A 16,414-nucleotide genomic window follows, 5' to 3' on the forward strand; every position below is an offset into this window, starting at 1 on the left:
ATCATATAATAAAAGAATATTATAATGTTTAATGTAATACTATACAATGTTATAAAATATAGTATAATACTAGCATACCACTGAATTAATGCTGAGATATTCCCTTGCTTGATCAGTTAAAACACGTCCTCTTGGTGTGCGCTTTACAAAACTGACCTTGATTAAATAAGGTTCTACTGTTTCTTCAATATTGCCAACATCTTCAGATAGTGCAATAGATATGGTGTCAATTCCAACAGGTCCTGAGGTGTTAAACAAAAATCTCAGATAATCCATATCTAATTTATTTAGTCCCATTTTATCTATACCCAATTTTGATAGTGCAGAACCGGCAATTTCACAGGTAATTTTTTTATCATCTTTTACTTCAACAAAATCTCTTATTCTTCTGAGTAATCTCAAAGCAATTCTTGGAGTACCACGGGCGCGGCAGGCAATTTCCTGCACAGCATCCTTTTCGATTTCAGCACAAAGAACTCTTGCACCTCTTTTTATAATATCAACCAGTTCCTCAAAAGAATAAAACTCAAGATGCAGGGGAATACCAAAACGATCCCTCAGCGGTGCAGAAAGCAGTCCAAGCCGTGTTGTTGCCCCAATCAGTGTAAATGGTGGTAAATCTATTCTTAAAGTTCTGGTAGATGGGCCCTCACCTACTAGTATATCTAGGCAAAAATCTTCCATAGCAGTATATAAAACTTCCTCAATGCTACGATTTAATCTATGAATCTCATCGATAAATAGAACATCTTTTGCATTTAAAGTAGTGAGCACTGCAGCTAAGTCCCCAGCTTTACTAAGCAATGGACCAGAAGTTGCACGAAAGCTAACCCTTAACTCCTTAGAGACAATTTGTGCTAAAGTTGTTTTACCAAGCCCTGGAGGACCATAGAGCAATACGTGATCCAAAGCTTCAGCTCTCGTCTGTGCAGCATTTATAAACACTTTTAAATTTTGTATTAAGTCTTTTTGCCCGACAAAATCATCAAGTTGCTCAGGCCGGATATTTAAATTACGTACATCTTCAGAGTATTCCTTACTACATGATATTGACTTCATATTGTTTTAAGCGCCATACGAATAATATCTTTAGTGTCCAAGTTTGGTGATTCATCTTCTATTTTTTTTATTGTATCATAAGCTTTTGTTCTTTCATATCCAAGATTGATCAAAGCTGAAAGAGCATCTTCACTAATTGAGTGAAAATGATTGTTATTTATCTCTAATTTACTTACTTTGCCATTCAGCTCAGTAATAATTCGATTTATGAGTTTCAGGCCAAGTCCACTCACCTTAAGTGCTAGTTTATCCTCATTTATAATTGCCAAAAACAGTTGCTCTGGAGTTAATTTGCTCAAAATTGACATTGCGGTTTTATAGCTGACACCGCTCACTTTAACTAATAAACGCAGACACTGCTGTTCTTCTTTACTTATAAAGCCATATAGCTGAGTAACGTTTTCTCTGCTATTTGCATAAGTGTCGATAAGTAATTTTACTCTACTTCCAATCGAACAAGCACTTAAAGTTTTGGCTGAAAGATATACTATGTAGCCAACATCATTCACATTCAGGATTATGTGATCGCTACACACCTCATCAACTATTCCTCTTAGATTTCCTATCATTTCTAGTACTTTATAAAATTCAGTTTAAATGCTCCTGAATCTTAGGTCAAGCAAACGAACATTATAGAAGTAGTTCCAGTTTCAATCATTGCAGACAAGTTTGCAGGAAATCTATTTTAATATGTTATTCCAGATCATTATGTAATTGAACCACAAGTTACTCCGATAGAAATAGAATTGCAGTCTCCTAACTTAGCTAAGTAATAGAAATTTCTATCTTTGGTGAAATAAAGGTAATTGTTTACTGTTTGCGAAAATATTTGCATAATTTAAGTAACATTACTTGATAAGAATTAACTATGGAGCTTAATAAGATTGCAGCATCGATTTTACTTTCTGGATTAATAATTATGATAGTTAGTAATGTAGTTGATATGCTCTACAACCCAGAGGATTATAAAATTGAACACCAAACAATAGTAGCAGCCAGCAATGAGCCTCAACAAAAGATTGAACAAGTGGCACTTGATATTGGAGAGCTCATGCAGAATGCTAGCTTTGAAAAAGGCAAGTCAGCAGCAAAAAAATGTATAGCTTGTCATAGTTTTGAGAAAGGTGGAATGAATAAAGTGGGGCCAAACTTATGGAACGTGGTTGGAAATAAAAAGGCCCATCTTGGCAGCTCATTCAATTACTCAAAAGCACTACTTGAAAAAGGTGGGAAATGGGAGTATGAGGAGTTATTTGCTTTTTTAAAAAATCCAAAAGCCTACATAAAAGGTACACGTATGGCATTTGCAGGCATTTCCAATCCACAAGAGATTGCAGATCTAGTCAGCTATTTGCGTTCGATGAGCGATAGTCCGGTTGCCTTGCCAAAGTAGTATGAATTATTGTAAATTACTCGATGGAAGTAATGGCCATATAGCATATCGAAAGCTACAAGGAAAGAAGGCTTCTATAGTTTTTTTTAGTGGTTTTGCATCCAATATGGATGGAACTAAAGCAACTGCCGTTTACAAATTTTGCCAAGAAAATGATATAGCACTTGTGCTCTTTGATTATTTTGGCCATGGTAATTCAAGCGGTGATTTTGCTGATTATACAATAAGTGATTGGCAAAAAAATTGTGCTAAAGTGATAAGTGAATTAACTAGCAATAAACAAATAATTATAGGTTCAAGTATGGGAGGATGGCTGATGCTGCTCACTGCTCTTCAATTTCCAGAAAAAATTGCAGCATTAATCGGCATATCGTCTGCTCCTGATTTTACTGAAGATTTGATATTCAAGCAATTGTCAGGCAAGCAAAAAGAAGAACTAGGTTCTAAAGGTGTAATAGATTTTACTTCGGAGCATTGTGCATACAAAATAACTAAAAATCTGATCGAAGACGGTAGAAAGAACCTTCTTTTAAACAGAGAAGCAATAGATATAAACTGTCCTGTGCGCTTATTGCATAGCATTAATGATAAAGATGTTCCTTATCAAACTTCATTGAATTTAGCTGAAAAAATTAAGTCAACAGACGTTGAAGTACACTTAATAAAATCAGCAGAACACAACATGTCTGATAATCATTCACTGAAAATTTTATTTAAGACCATCAGAGAATTTTTGCCAGGAGAAATATATAATTGAAGTAATTCAGATGTGTTTGTCGTAAGAGCTGCAGTTATAGCTTCAACAGTAGGCACTATTCTTGATCACCTCAACATTTTCTCTTGGCAATTCTTTAATAAATCGAGAAGTGCTCATTGGTTGCCACTGATTATTAATTTCCCTCCTATCTGCACATGAAATGATCAACCTTTCTTTTGCTCTAGTTATGCCAACATATGCAAGTCTTCTCTCTTCTTCCAAAGCTTTACCACTTTTATCTTCAAAAGATCTTTGATGAGGAAATAATCCTTCTTCCCAACCAGGTAAAAACACGCACGGGAATTCAAGCCCTTTAGCCGCATGAAGAGTCATAACATATACAGTGTCATCGCTATTCATATTATCCACTTCCATCACCAAACTAATATGCTCCAAGAAGGTTATAGTGCTGTCAAAATTCTTCAAAGATGAAATGAGCTCTTTAACATTTTCTATTCGCGCTAAACCCGTCACTCCTTCATTCTCAAGCATTTCCATATATCCTGATTGATTTGCTACGATTTTAACAAATTCATGCAGTGGTTTTACGCTTACTATTTCTTCCCAAGCTTTAATTTTATTTAAAAAATCATTTAGTGAGAGTTTAATTCTTTCGGTTACTTGATCACTATTAACCAATATTTTTGCTGCCTCAAAAAAAGAAATTTTGTTATCCTGAGCAGTCGTGTATATTTTCTTTAGAGTTGTAGCTCCTATGCTTCTTTTTGGACGATTTACGATCCTTTCAAAAGCGAGATCATCATTATTATTTGTAACAAGCCTCAAATATGCAATTATATCCCTTACTTCTTGACGTTCGTAGAATTTTACGCCACTTATAATCTTATAGGGAATTGAATATTTTATAAAATACTCTTCGAGAACTCTAGTTTGAAAAGTAGCCCTGACGAGCACTGCAATATCACTAAATCTGTATTTATTGAGTTTTAATATCTGTTCGCTTATGAACCTTGCTTCAGCCTTTCCGTCCCACAATTTGATTAGATTTACCTTTTCGCCTTCAATGTTTGTTGTCCACAATTTTTTTTCTAAGCGAGTCTTATTGTGATTGATCACATATGATGCAGTTGCAATTATGTGGGATGTTGACCTGTAGTTACACTCCAGTTTAACGGTTTTTGCATTTTTAAAATCATCGGAAAATTTCAAAATATTTTCAACTTCTGCACCACGCCAACTGTATATCGACTGGTCATCATCTCCTACACAGCAAATATTTGAATGCTCTTTTGCAAGGTATTTTAGCCAAAGATATTGTATTGCATTTGTATCTTGATACTCATCTACCATGACATACTTAAACTTGTTTTGGTAGTAGGACAGAACCTCGGTCTTTTTATTAAAAAGTTGTATGTTATATAACAATAAGTCACCAAAATCAACAGAGTTAAGGAATTTTAACCTTTCCTGATACTGGTAATAGACTTTAAGTGCAGTTACGTAAACTGGCCTAAATGATTGAACATCTTCCACTTCAGACGGCAATAAGCACTTCTCTTTCCATTGCTGAATAATATTCATAATGGTCTTATATTTTTCTGATAGGTAATCAGGATTTATTTCATTGATAATATTTTTTATTACCTGTAATTGGTCATCCACACCAATGATTGTAAAATTGGGGTTTAAGCCCACAATTTCTGCGTGCATGCGCAAAATTTTTGCTGCAATTGCATGGAAAGTGCCAAGCCATGGTATGTTTGTGCCCGTTAGCTCAAGTACCCTTGATACCATCTCATTTGCTGCTTTATTTGTAAATGTAACTGCTAATATCTCATCAGAATAAGCGTGACCGTTTCTAATTATGTGTGCTATTCTTGAAGTAATCGTTCTTGTTTTTCCGGTTCCGGCTCCTGCCAGTATCAAAACTGGCCCATTTATGTTAGTTACAGCTAATTGCTGTTCTGGATTTAACAGTGAGAGATAATCGTTCATTGAAGCTCTATAGATTATAACTTTATAAAGTTAAACCTATGATCCAAATATTGTAAAGGTCTTATTGAACATAACATTCAACTCATTCAAGTACTAGATATTTAAGCGTAGATCTATCTTGTTGGGGTAGCTTCAAGTGTATGGTGAGTAACAACAACTTGATTTGAGATATTGGCATCAAAACTTCTGCTTGTTTGATGAATAGGTGGAGTTTGAAATGGCTTAGGCTTACGATTCGGTTCCTTCATCTTTATTTCCTCAGCTTTAATAGGAAGTTTTTCTGGAACATAGAAGTTATGAATTTCAGCTCGTTCAGTGAAATTTTCATATGTTGCTTTCAACCAAGCTCCAATATCATATATAAAACCATATGCTTTTTCTTTAAATTCTATCAATGATCTACTGAAACTTGCTAATGTGTTATTAAAGTAAATTGTCATATAGTCTCTTGTGGTGTATTGATAACCTTCTCCATTTAATCTGCTATTTTGTGCGTTAGAACTATTGTTGCTTTTGAAGTAACCAAATATGTTATACATTTTGAGCTACCGCTGACTATTAATATACATACATTATATATTAATAAATCAAGATTGTCAAGAGTGTTTATTGCATTACTGAGGAGTTGAAGCTTGTAGTACGATATTTTCAAATCTTTAATATAGTATTGACTTTACAGCAACAATTACCTTAAGTTAGTAACTATTGTTGCAGTTAAAGTATCGATGCCTTTTTTCTTTTATTTTTTTGCAATTCTCAGCATTTTATCTGCTGTATGCGTAATTAGTGTAAGAAATCCTGTGCATGCAGTATTATTTTTAATTTTCACCTTCGTTAACTCTGCAGTTCTTTTCATTCTCCTTGGAGCTGAGTTCATTGCTATGATGGTGATGATAGTATACATCGGTGCGGTTGCGGTGTTGTTCCTCTTTGTAGTTATGATGCTCGATATTGACTACATAAGGTTGCGCCAGGGTTTTGCAAAGCATTGCACTCTTGGTGCTATGTTGTGTGTTGTGTTTTTTCTAGTCATCAGCTTTGTAATCCGCAGCTCAGCACCGAATATAAGCAATGTTATAAACTATAATACCAATAATGTGAAAGCTATTGGTAATTTGCTGTATACCGACTACATGTACGCTTTTCATCTTTCTGGTATTCTGCTGCTTGTTGCAATTGTCGGTGCAATTGCTCTTACTTTGCAGGACAAGAAAAAAGGAGTTAAAAAACAGAATGTATTAAAGCAATTGACACAATCTTCATCTGTAAAATTAGTTAAGGCTAAATTTGGAAAAGGAGTAGAATGGAAATAGGATTAAATCACTTTTTGATAGTTGCTGCTGTTTTGTTCACTATTGGAGTGTGCGGTATTTTCATCAACCGTAAGAGCATAATCAATATATTGTTATCAATAGAAATATTATTGCTGGCAATTAATATCAACTTAGTTGCTTTTTCTGCCTTTATGAATGATATAGTTGGGCAAATTTTTGTGATGTTTGTGTTGACTGTTGCGGCAGCAGAGTCAGGAGTTGGGCTTGCAATATTGGTTGTATATTATAGAAGCCGTGGCAATATAGATGTTGAACAAGCAAATTTAATGAAAGAATGATGGATATACTGAAATTAATAGTATTTTTGCCACTCTTTGGTTCGCTGTTTGCAGCACTTTTTAGAAGAGGTGTTTTTAGTCAGTTAGTTACAACGGCAGGGATTGGAATATCTGCAGTTTTATCTTGGTATGTTTTTCTCACCTTCTCTGAAAATTATCACTTGAGTTTATTTCCTTTATTTTCATTAAGTGTATTAAAAGTAAATTGGGCAATTAGTGTGGATGCTCTCTCATCCTTAATGCTTATTGTTATTACCACCGTTTCACTGGTAGTACATCTCTACTCTATCGGTTATATGGAGCATGATAAGGGGAAGTCGAGGTTTTTTTCTTACCTATCGCTATTTACGTTTTGCATGATTGTGCTGGTTGTAAGCGATAATTTCGTGCAGCTTTTTTTTGGCTGGGAAGGGGTTGGCCTATGTTCTTATTTACTCATAGGATTTTGGTTCCAAAAATATTCTGCAAATAATGCAGCAATTAAAGCATTTGTTGTGAATAGGGTAGGAGACTTTGCACTATTGATTGGAACCTTTCTTATTTATTATACATTTCACTCTTTGAATTTTACTGAAGTTTTTGACACAACTGATCTTCTTGGCACGCAGAACATTAGGGCATTCTGCTGTGAATTCAAAGTAACTCATATAATATGCATATTACTTTTTATTGGCTGTATGGGTAAATCTGCACAGCTTGGTTTACATGTTTGGTTGCCAGATGCAATGGAAGGGCCAACCCCTGTTTCTGCACTCATTCACGCAGCAACGATGGTAACAGCAGGTATATTTTTAGTAGCAAAATGTTCTCCATTATTTGAGCTATCAAATGTGGCACGAGAATTAATAGTTATTGTTGGGGCACTTACTGCTTTCTTTGCAGCTACGGTTGCGATTACTCAGAACGATATAAAAAAAATAATTGCTTATTCAACCTGCAGTCAACTTGGTTATATGTTCATGGCATGTGGGCTTTCTGCTTACAATGTTGCTATTTTTCATTTAATGACACACGCTTTTTTTAAAGCTCTACTATTTCTTGGTGCTGGCAATGTGATTCATGCAATGCATCATGAGCAAAACATTCAGAAAATGGGAAATTGCTGGAAGAAAATCCCTTGCACTTATACTCTCATGTGGATTGGATCTCTTGCGCTTTCTGGAATATTTCCATTTGCAGGTTTTTACTCAAAGGATTTGATAATTGAACATGCTTATAGCACGGATAGCTTTGCTTTTGTAATAAGCTTAGTTGTTGCATTCTTCACAGCGTTTTACTCTTGGAGGTTATTGCTTCTTGTGTTCCACAGCCAAAAACAAAGTAAAATTAATATACATGAGGCACCAAAGATTATGCTTATACCATTACTGATACTCGCTTTTGGATCAGTATTTTCTGGAATATGGGGAGCAAATATTTTGAACATAACTAGTAATGCGTTTTGGAAATCAAGTTTAGTGATGATTGATGAGCATGGAGTTCATAATTTCTTTATAAAACTACTGCCAACCTTAGCAAGCCTAAGTGGAATAGCACTTGCGTGCCTAATTTACCAATATCAAGTAATTAGGCAAATTAAGAGTAAATTTTTACTTAAGTTTTTGCAGAATAAATGGTACTTTGATGAGGTGTATGAGTTTGTTATAATTGCACCGATAAGGTTTATATCTAGGCTTCTATGGAAGTTTGATGTTAAGGCTATTGATTCATTTGGACCAAATGGTGTTGTAAGGTTGGTTAATGAATGTTCAAAAAGTTCTATAAAGTTACAAACTGGTTATATATTTGATTATGCATTTATTATGTTTGTTACTTTAATAATCGGTGCTTTATATATTATTGGAATTAAATAGAAGGTGTTGTTACTTAGTATATTCTTGCTTCCACTGATAGGAGCGTTGATTTTATCCTCGATCAGGATTAATCATCAATCTATACACCTAAAATTCCTTGCCCTATTTTTTGCTATACTTCCATTTTTGCTTAGCATTGTAGCTTGTATAGAATTTGATTATAACAATGCGGACTTTCAGTTTGTCAGCTATCCAATCAAGAATGTAGGAATAGGGATAGATGGTATATCGTTGCTTTTCCTTCTGCTTACAACTTTCTTGTTTGTAATTTGTATACTCTATAACTGCAAAATGAGTTATACGACCCTAAAAGCCTATATGGCATTATTTCTACTGCTTGAGAGTTTTGTAGTCGGTTTTTTCGTTTCACTGAATGCTATAAGCTTTTATGTGTTTTTTGAAGCTGTCTTAATACCAATGTTCTTTATTATTGGCATTTGGGGAGGGAAGCAAAGGATATATGCGACGTTTAAGTTATTTCTTTATACATTAACTGGCTCATTATTATTTCTACTGGGGTTAGTATACATCTATAGTGTTTTTGGAACGTTTAGTATACAAAAATTAGCTACATTAGTGCCAAGCCTTGATCTTGAAGTGCAGTCATTGCTGTGGATTACATTTTTTATTTCTTTTGCAATAAAAGTACCTATGTTTCCATTTCACACTTGGCTTCCTGATGCGCATGTGCAATCACCAACTTCTGGGTCTGTGATTTTAGCTGGCTTGCTTATTAAAATGGGGGGATATGGATTTTTAAGGTTTTCTATTCCAATGCTTCCTCAGGCAAGTTTGTATTTTTCAAATTTCGTTGTTGTGCTGAGCATTATTGCGGTGATATATGCTTCTCTAGTTGCGTTTGCTCAAGATGATATAAAGAAGTTAATAGCTTATTCTTCAATAGCACATATGGGGATCGTTACCGCTGGCCTCTTTTCATTTTGTGAGGAAGGAGTACTGGGTAGCATATTTCAAATGATTAGTCATGGCCTTATTTCTGCTGCTTTATTTTTGTGTGTTGGAATGCTATATACTCGAACTGGAACTTTGGAGATTGCAAAGTATTTTGGCATAGTAAACACAATGCCAAAATTTGGTTTTATGTTCATTTTATTTTCAATGGCTTCAATAGGGCTACCTGGAACATCTGGATTCATAGGTGAGTTTTTGGCTATGGTTGGAATGTTTAAGAGCATAGGGTTTCTTACAGGATTTATCGCACTTGGCACTATTTTAAGCGCAGTTTATATGCTGAATTTATGTAAGCAAATAATATGGGGGGTTAGCTATTCTAAATTATTAAATAATCGCTTGGATAGCATAGAATTTTCTGTCTTAATTCTGCTTGCAGTGTTTGTTATTTTGCTTGGATTCTACCCAACCCTTGCACTGAATTATTTGAAGCCATGTATGGCAAATTTGTTAGTCAAATATAATGCGCTATGAATTATATACAGATATTGCCGGAAACGTTCTCTATTATCTCCTCGTTAGTGTTGCTACTACTTGGAATTATATTTAACCGCCGAACTATCAACTTATTAGCACTTGGCTGCACAGTGGTAACTTTGATTATTTTAATTATTTCGGCAGAAAACAATGAAATTTTTCTCTTTAATTCGTTGTTAAAACTCAATTTATACATCAGGTCAGCCCAAGGGTTAATTCTCAGCACAGGAATTTTAATACTTTTGATGCTGAATTTATCAAAATATGACTATAAATATGAATTTTCAATACTGATTCTTTTTGCGCTATTTGGCATGATAACTTTGGTTTCAGCAAATAGTCTGATTTCTTTTTATTTAGCTTTTGAGTTGATGAGTATATCTTTGTATGTTCTTGCGAGCTTTAATAAAGATTCAGCTTATTCATGTGAAGCAGGAGTGAAATATTTTACACTTAGTGCACTATCTTCCTGCATTATGCTGTATGGAATGTCGCTGCTTTATGGATATACAGGACAAGTCAATTTCTCTGAGCTCGGTTCATTCTTGCAAAACCATCAGATAACTTATGGAATAGTTTTTGGGTTAGTTTTTATCCTTATTGGTTTGTGTTTCAAGCTTGCTATTGCTCCTTTTCATATGTGGGCTCCAGATGTCTATCAAGGTGCACCTACCATAGTAACTGCGTTTTTTTCTACGGCCCCAAAAGCTGCACTTGTAACATTTTTAATTCGACTGATGAATGAAGAGTTAGTAAATGTAAAAAGTTATGTTCAGCCTATTTTCTTATACTTTTCAGCATTGTCTGTGCTTATCTCAGCTTTTGGGGCCTTGCGTCAGCAAAACTTAAAAAGGCTGCTTGCTTACAGTTCAATTGGTCACATTGGTTTTATATTTGCTTCACTTTCTATTTTTACACAAGCAGGAACAGATAGTGCCTTAATGTATCTGGTGATATATATCATCACAAGCATAGGGCTATTCTCATATCTCGTACAAATTGACGATGACGATTGTGATATTGCAAATTTATCTGGTATAGGGAAGAAACGCCCAATTGTAGCATTTCATCTTTCTGTACTGTTACTCTCGATGTCGGGAATACCTCCACTTGCAGGTTTTATCGCTAAATTTTTTATATTCAAAAGTTTAATAAATTCTGGCTTTATCAGCCTGTCTTTGATCCTTGTAATATCGAGTGTGATATCATGCTACTATTATTTAAATATCATGAAAGTTATGTATTTTGATAAAGCTAGTGGTAATAAGGTTGCTTATTCTAAGAGTCTATTCATTATCACTTCAGTGGCTTCACTGATCAATCTCGTTCTTTTCTTGTATGTAGAAGATCTTGACTCACTCATTAAACTAAAGGGCTGACAAGGTGATCCTTGAAGGTTTTCGTATTTATCATTACAAAGAAGTTCCAAGTACTAATAAAGAAGCATTGGGTTTAATTGAGAAAGGGATATCAAATGAAACTGTCATTATTGCTGATAAACAAACAGAAGGCAGGGGACGCACTGGAAAAAGCTGGATTTCTCCAGAGGGTAATCTCTATGCGAGTTTGATAATTAACCAAGAAAAGGATGTCAGCAAATTGACAGAATTGACTTTTGTGACTGCTCTTGCTGTTGGAAATACTTTATTATCGTTAAATTTCTTGAATAATCAAACCCACTGCGGTGTCATTCCAGTGCGTGACACTGGAATCCATACTTTTTCTTCTGGATCCCAGTGTCAAAGCACTGGGATGACAAGAGATCAATTCATAAACGATCTCAATCTTCAACATAAATGGCCAAATGACATTCTAATCGATGGCAAGAAAATAAGCGGAATATTGGTTGAAAAAAAATCCAATTCAAATTGGCTCATTATAGGAATTGGAATTAATGTCAATCATGCGCCACTTCCAGGCACAACGTGCATTAGCAATTACGGTGAATCTGTGTCTAACATGGATCTATTAAAGGAATTAATAATAAATTTTAATAAGCTAAGAAAGCAATGGCTATTTGATGGGTTTTATGCTATAAGAGAAATGTGGTTAAAAAAAGCATTCAAAATGAATGAGCAAATCAGTGTAAAGTTAGCTGACAAATTGTATGAAGGAATTTTTGCTGATATAGATAAAAGTGGTAAATTGGTGTTGCAGCAAAAGGATGGAAGCTTAATTTATTTTGATGCAGGTGAGTTATTTATTGGCAGTGCATTATGAATACATATGTAATTTTTGCTTACCTTATTAGTTTCATACTGATTGGTGGAAATTTGATTTTTACCGTTTCTTGCTATACTAAAAGTAAAAAAATTCTAGAAAGCCTGAAAGATAATAATGAAGAAGAAACATAAGCGATTACTTATAACTTCAGGAATTTTCTGCTTTTTAAGTTGTGCAGTTTTTTTTATTTTAACAACGCTCAAAGAAAATATCTCATTTTTCTATACAGTAAGTGAGGCAATAGTTTTACCAAATAATCAAAAGCCAATCCGTGTTGGTGGAATGATTGTTGAAAATAGCGTGATACGGAGCGAAAGCGAAGTAATTTTTCAGATGACAGATTTTAATAAGAGCGTTATGGTGAAATATCAGGGAATACTTCCACCAATGTTTTCAGAAAAAAGTGGTGTTGTTGTACAAGGTAAAATGTTTGATAATGGTACCTTTCTTGCAGATACGGTGTTTGCAAAACATGATGAGAACTATAAGCCGAAAGTCCTAAAATAGATTTCCTAATTCAGTTGTATTGAAATGGTATGTGAAAGAAAGCAACAGCCTGCTAGCAAGCTGTTACTTTCCTAACTACCACAATATATCAGAGTGAGTTGGTGCTTCCCATTCTACGTTATTATGGTCAATTATTGCTGCTTTTAATCCTTCAACTTCTCCCCTTAGGTGATCAAGTTCTTCTGCCCATGTTCTATAGTTTTTATTATTATCAATAAATCCATCCTGTTGAATTAACTCATTCAAATGAGATAAACCTTTGGCCAAGCGTTGGTTTATATCAAGAGACTCTTTTCGAAGTTGTGCTATGTTGTTCATAAGTGAGGCATTCAAATCAGAAACAAACTTCTCATTTAAATCGTAGACTAACTTATCCATAACTTGATAGACGTAATGAATTGTTGCAATTTTATCTGCAATGTCCTCAAAGTTTGTGGGCTTAACTTCAACTTCTATATTGTCTATTTCTTTAAAGTTGAAATCGCTCATTTGGTTTATTATAGCTCTTCTCATAATAATCCAAACAAGTTAAGATATGGATTTATGGTAGTGGGGTTTGTATGCCAGCAGCGTATAGTTACGACTTAAGGAAAAAAGCAATGGAAGCATTGGATGAAGGAGAAAGTAGAGCAAATGTTGCCGAGAGATTTAAAATTGGAAAAACAACTCTATATGAGTGGCAGAAAAGACGTAAGGAAACGGGAGATTTTCAGTCAAAAAAGCCTGGAAGCGTAGGATATAACCATAAAATTACTGACTGGAATGTTTTTACCAAATTTGCAAAAAACCATGGTGGCAAAACTCAGTCAGAGATGGCTAAACTCTGGGGCAATATCAGTAGACAAACGATTCACCGTGCACTTAAAAATATTGGATTTACAAGAAAAAAAGACCTACGGATATAAAGAAAGAAATGAAGAGAAGCGAGCTCACTTTTCAAAGGTTATAGCAACAAAACGTCATGAAAATCTTGTATATATTGACGAATCTGGAATAGATAATACAGAAGACTACCCATACGGATACTGCAGAAAAGGAGAGAGGTTTCATTCACTAAAATCAGGTAAAAAAGCTCAGCGGGTCAGTATGATTGCAGCTCTAAATAAAGAGAAAATCATTGCTCCATTGACCTTTGAAGGATATTGCAATAAGGATGTTTTCGAGGCTTGGTTTGAGCAGTTTTTAACTCCAATTTTAAGGTCTGGCCAAACTGTAATTCTTGATAACGCTACTTTTCATAAATCTAAAAAAATAGATAATCTTGCTAAAGGAGTTGGTGCTGAAATTCTTTATCTTCCTCCATATTCTCCAGACTTTAACAAAATTGAGCATCAGTGGTTTGCTATAAAGAACAGAGCTAGAAAAAATATCCCTATTTTTAAGTCTTTCCGTCAAGCTGTTGATTCTGCTTTTTTATTCTGACTATTATGAGAAGAGCTATACTTCAAAGTTATTTTCGCTTTCTTGTTTACTGTTGTTACTCATGTTAGCTCCTATTGAAATGGCATATACAGACTGGTATGAGGCTGTTACTTTCTTATACTTTACAACATGTCATAATAGGGTGGTGCCTCCTCAGGTAACATATCATTTAATTTAGCGGTTAAATCTGCTAGATCTTTTTGTAACCCTTTACTTTTGTTGCCTATAATATCTTGCAAACTTGCAACTTTATCTTGCTCTTCTTTTAACATACTATTCAACCTATTAATAAGTTGTTCATTAATATTATTAGCTAATTCATCAAATGCTTTTTTAACAGTATCACCACTAACCGCTTTCTTAAAGTCCTGTATATCCTTACCACTACCTGTCTTAAGTGTAATAAGACCAAGAGCGCTTATAAGTTGTTCTTCATTATTAGCACTTTGTAAAAGGTTTTGCGAGTTCTCACTCATATAAATTACCTCCATAAATTATTAAAGTTTAAATTATTTTTTAGTTTCACATGCACACTGTTAATTTATCAATATCCAAGTTCACAATAAATTATCTATTATTGCAAACTCAGTATTCATATCTTGAAAAACGTAAGTTGATGGATGTGCATCATTCCAATTTGCTTCACTCTCCTCAGGAATCATTCGGTCAACCTTATCCAGAAGCTCTTTCATTTTTTCATTTTGCTCGTTAAATTTCTCCTTCAATGCATCAAGAATAGCTTTAGAATGACCTTTACTATCAAGATTACCAATCACAGATATAACTTTCTCGTGAGGCAATTTGTGAATAATATCTTTAAGCTCTCCTGCACCTAAATTATCCAAAAGTTCTTTAAACTGCTCATTAGACATATTGCGAGCAAAAGCTTGAAGTTTGTCTGGGTTGTCAGCTAAAGACTTAATGATAATCTGAATCTTATTAGAATCAGTTAAATCTCGAGCTACTATTGCAAGTTTATCGTGGTCTAGTTTATTAATTAAATTATGTAACCTATCTCCTTCTAAAGTGTGTACTAGGGCTGGAAGTTGCTCAGACCACAATTCCTTGGAAAGAATGGTCAAATGGTGCTCATCTAAATCTTTTGCTAATTCTACAAGCTGATAATCGTCTATATTATTGATAAGTGCCTTGAACTGATCGACTTTTAAATGAGGTAAAATTTCTCTTACTTGCTCTGGATTTAATTCTCTCACTAGGGCTCCAAGCTGATCATCATTTAAAATAGGAATAATTATTTGTAATTTTTCTGGATTTAGTTCATAAGCAAGAATATGTAATTGGTGATTGGTTAAATGACTCACCAAAGTTTTCCATTGATTATCTGTTAAGTGCTTTACTAAGTTCTCTATTTGGACTTCACTAAGAGTATGGGTAAGAGTTTCTAACTGATCTTCTGTTAGTCCCCCAACAAAAATTTTAGCAAACACCTTTGATAGTATTATATTCTCTGGTATTTTAGATAATATATTTTTTACTGTTTCTTCACTGACGTCCAGCCCAATATATTGTAATGCCTGATTGTCAGGTGAATTAACAATATTTCCTTGATAATCTGAGAAATAATATTTATAAGTATCAGACAATTCTTCCTGTGTTACATAAATGTACTTAGATCTCTCAGATTTAATATCATTACGCAAAGTACCAGAACAACCTTCTTCGCATTCTACAAAGTACGATTTCATTGATAGCTTGACTAACATATCATTATAATATACAAATGCACAACTGTTTTTTGTATAACATGGTTTATCTCTAGAAAAACTACCTTTCAAAGTATTTCCCTCTTCGTTCCTTATGCAATAAAAGGTATCTCCAAGGATGTTATTGCCGCATAATCTTATTGGTAATTCTATCGTTTCATCTTCTTTTCCCAGTTGCACAAGCTTAACTTTTTTAACCGATTGAAAAAGAGAAAATTCAGGCCAATAGACGTTGTTACCAAATCCTTTTGATAATTCCTCTCCGGGTACCATCTTAAAAACGCGTTTCTTGCTACTCATAAGTATTTCCTAATCAACTTAATTATAGCTATTCTAACATTTATTGATTAATTTATTGTTAAGTTAGTATATATCAGAATTATAATAACACACATTACTTGCATAAAGAAAAGTTACAGAAAGAGGGATTTTTTAGGAAACTAGTATAAAACACTCCTA

18 protein-coding genes are annotated in these 16,414 nt (G+C 34.1%); 11 read left to right on the forward strand and 7 right to left on the reverse strand.

The genetic code is table 11. The features are described 5' to 3' along the window. Positions 1-69 precede the first annotated feature (69 nt). Positions 70-1,059, reverse strand: coding sequence for a Holliday junction branch migration DNA helicase RuvB (gene ruvB / locus ABWU35_RS05930; RefSeq protein ID WP_007302374.1), 990 nt, complete (start codon positions 1,057-1,059; stop codon positions 70-72). Next, positions 1,056-1,628 carry a Holliday junction branch migration protein RuvA gene (ruvA, locus tag ABWU35_RS05935; protein ID WP_007302375.1) on the reverse strand — a complete coding sequence of 191 codons (573 nt, stop codon included), beginning with the start codon at positions 1,626-1,628 and terminating at the stop codon, positions 1,056-1,058. The genes ruvB and ruvA overlap by 4 nt, the downstream gene beginning before the upstream one ends. 299 nt (positions 1,629-1,927) lie before the next feature. On the opposite strand from ruvA, the gene ABWU35_RS05940 reads away from it, so the two are divergent. Both ABWU35_RS05940 and ABWU35_RS05945 read left to right on the forward strand, forming a co-directional pair. Continuing rightward, complete coding sequence (locus tag ABWU35_RS05940) at positions 1,928-2,452, forward strand: c-type cytochrome (protein WP_007302376.1); 525 nt, start codon at positions 1,928-1,930, stop codon at positions 2,450-2,452. Between the two features lies 1 nt (position 2,453). Further along, a complete protein-coding gene (locus ABWU35_RS05945; protein ID WP_007302377.1) occupies positions 2,454-3,209 on the forward strand; it encodes an alpha/beta hydrolase in 756 nt (251 codons plus the stop codon). 42 nt (positions 3,210-3,251) lie between these two features. On the opposite strand, the gene ABWU35_RS05950 is transcribed toward ABWU35_RS05945, so the two are convergent. Both ABWU35_RS05950 and ABWU35_RS05955 read right to left on the reverse strand, forming a co-directional pair. Continuing rightward, positions 3,252-5,165, reverse strand: coding sequence for an ATP-dependent helicase (locus ABWU35_RS05950; protein WP_007302378.1), 1,914 nt, complete (start codon positions 5,163-5,165; stop codon positions 3,252-3,254). Between the two features lie 113 nt (positions 5,166-5,278). After that, positions 5,279-5,704 (reverse strand): hypothetical protein, encoded by a 426-nt coding sequence (locus ABWU35_RS05955; RefSeq protein WP_007302379.1) that lies wholly within the window; start codon positions 5,702-5,704, stop codon positions 5,279-5,281. A 186-nt stretch (positions 5,705-5,890) separates the two neighbouring features. On the opposite strand from ABWU35_RS05955, the gene ABWU35_RS05960 reads away from it, so the two are divergent. Genes ABWU35_RS05960 through ccmE form a run of 8 tightly spaced genes read left to right on the forward strand, consistent with a single transcriptional unit; the run spans position 5,891 to position 12,809 of the window. After that, positions 5,891-6,478: an NADH-quinone oxidoreductase subunit J gene (locus tag ABWU35_RS05960; protein WP_012481965.1), complete on the forward strand. Its 588-nt coding sequence runs from the start codon at positions 5,891-5,893 to the stop codon at positions 6,476-6,478. After that, a complete protein-coding gene (gene nuoK / locus ABWU35_RS05965) occupies positions 6,469-6,777 on the forward strand; it encodes an NADH-quinone oxidoreductase subunit NuoK (RefSeq protein ID WP_006012916.1) in 309 nt (102 codons plus the stop codon). The genes ABWU35_RS05960 and nuoK overlap by 10 nt, the downstream gene beginning before the upstream one ends. Further along, entirely contained in the window at positions 6,774-8,630 is a 1,857-nt protein-coding gene (nuoL, locus tag ABWU35_RS05970; protein ID WP_052265006.1) for an NADH-quinone oxidoreductase subunit L, read from the forward strand. The genes nuoK and nuoL overlap by 4 nt, the downstream gene beginning before the upstream one ends. Before the next feature lie 3 nt (positions 8,631-8,633). Next, a complete protein-coding gene (locus tag ABWU35_RS05975) occupies positions 8,634-10,076 on the forward strand; it encodes a NuoM family protein (protein ID WP_264685529.1) in 1,443 nt (480 codons plus the stop codon). Then, positions 10,073-11,458, forward strand: coding sequence for an NADH-quinone oxidoreductase subunit N (locus ABWU35_RS05980; protein WP_264685530.1), 1,386 nt, complete (start codon positions 10,073-10,075; stop codon positions 11,456-11,458). Before ABWU35_RS05975 ends, ABWU35_RS05980 begins: the two co-directional genes overlap by 4 nt. 4 nt (positions 11,459-11,462) lie before the next feature. Then, on the forward strand, positions 11,463-12,299 hold the full coding sequence (locus ABWU35_RS05985; protein WP_007302384.1) for a biotin--[acetyl-CoA-carboxylase] ligase: 837 nt from the start codon (positions 11,463-11,465) through the stop codon (positions 12,297-12,299). Next, the gene (locus ABWU35_RS05990) at positions 12,296-12,433 is read left to right on the forward strand and encodes a hypothetical protein (RefSeq protein WP_007302385.1); all 138 of its coding nucleotides are present in this window, start codon (positions 12,296-12,298) and stop codon (positions 12,431-12,433) included. The genes ABWU35_RS05985 and ABWU35_RS05990 overlap by 4 nt, the downstream gene beginning before the upstream one ends. Then, positions 12,417-12,809 (forward strand): cytochrome c maturation protein CcmE, encoded by a 393-nt coding sequence (gene ccmE / locus ABWU35_RS05995; protein ID WP_012481969.1) that lies wholly within the window; start codon positions 12,417-12,419, stop codon positions 12,807-12,809. The genes ABWU35_RS05990 and ccmE overlap by 17 nt, the downstream gene beginning before the upstream one ends. A 75-nt stretch (positions 12,810-12,884) precedes the next feature. Here the strand turns inward: ccmE and ABWU35_RS06000 are convergent, their stop codons facing one another. After that, positions 12,885-13,322, reverse strand: a complete 438-nt coding sequence (locus ABWU35_RS06000) for a hypothetical protein (protein ID WP_353275959.1) — start codon at positions 13,320-13,322, stop codon at positions 12,885-12,887. 47 nt (positions 13,323-13,369) lie between these two features. Between ABWU35_RS06000 and ABWU35_RS06005 the strand changes: the two genes are divergently transcribed. Further along, a protein-coding gene (locus ABWU35_RS06005; protein WP_265028085.1) for an IS630 family transposase occupies positions 13,370-14,231 on the forward strand; the annotation gives its coding sequence in 2 pieces (ribosomal slippage) (positions 13,370-13,695 and positions 13,694-14,231; 864 coding nt in all). A 122-nt stretch (positions 14,232-14,353) separates the two neighbouring features. On the opposite strand, the gene ABWU35_RS06010 is transcribed toward ABWU35_RS06005, so the two are convergent. Further along, the gene (locus tag ABWU35_RS06010) at positions 14,354-14,707 is read right to left on the reverse strand and encodes a hypothetical protein (protein WP_214303161.1); all 354 of its coding nucleotides are present in this window, start codon (positions 14,705-14,707) and stop codon (positions 14,354-14,356) included. Positions 14,708-14,788: 81 nt separating this feature from the next. Further along, complete coding sequence (locus ABWU35_RS06015) at positions 14,789-16,255, reverse strand: MgtE intracellular N domain protein (RefSeq protein WP_264685531.1); 1,467 nt, start codon at positions 16,253-16,255, stop codon at positions 14,789-14,791. Positions 16,256-16,414 lie beyond the last annotated feature (159 nt).

It is taken from the genome of Wolbachia endosymbiont (group B) of Xylocampa areola, assembly GCF_964028205.1.
In the GTDB taxonomy this organism is placed as follows: Bacteria; Pseudomonadota; Alphaproteobacteria; order Rickettsiales; family Anaplasmataceae; genus Wolbachia.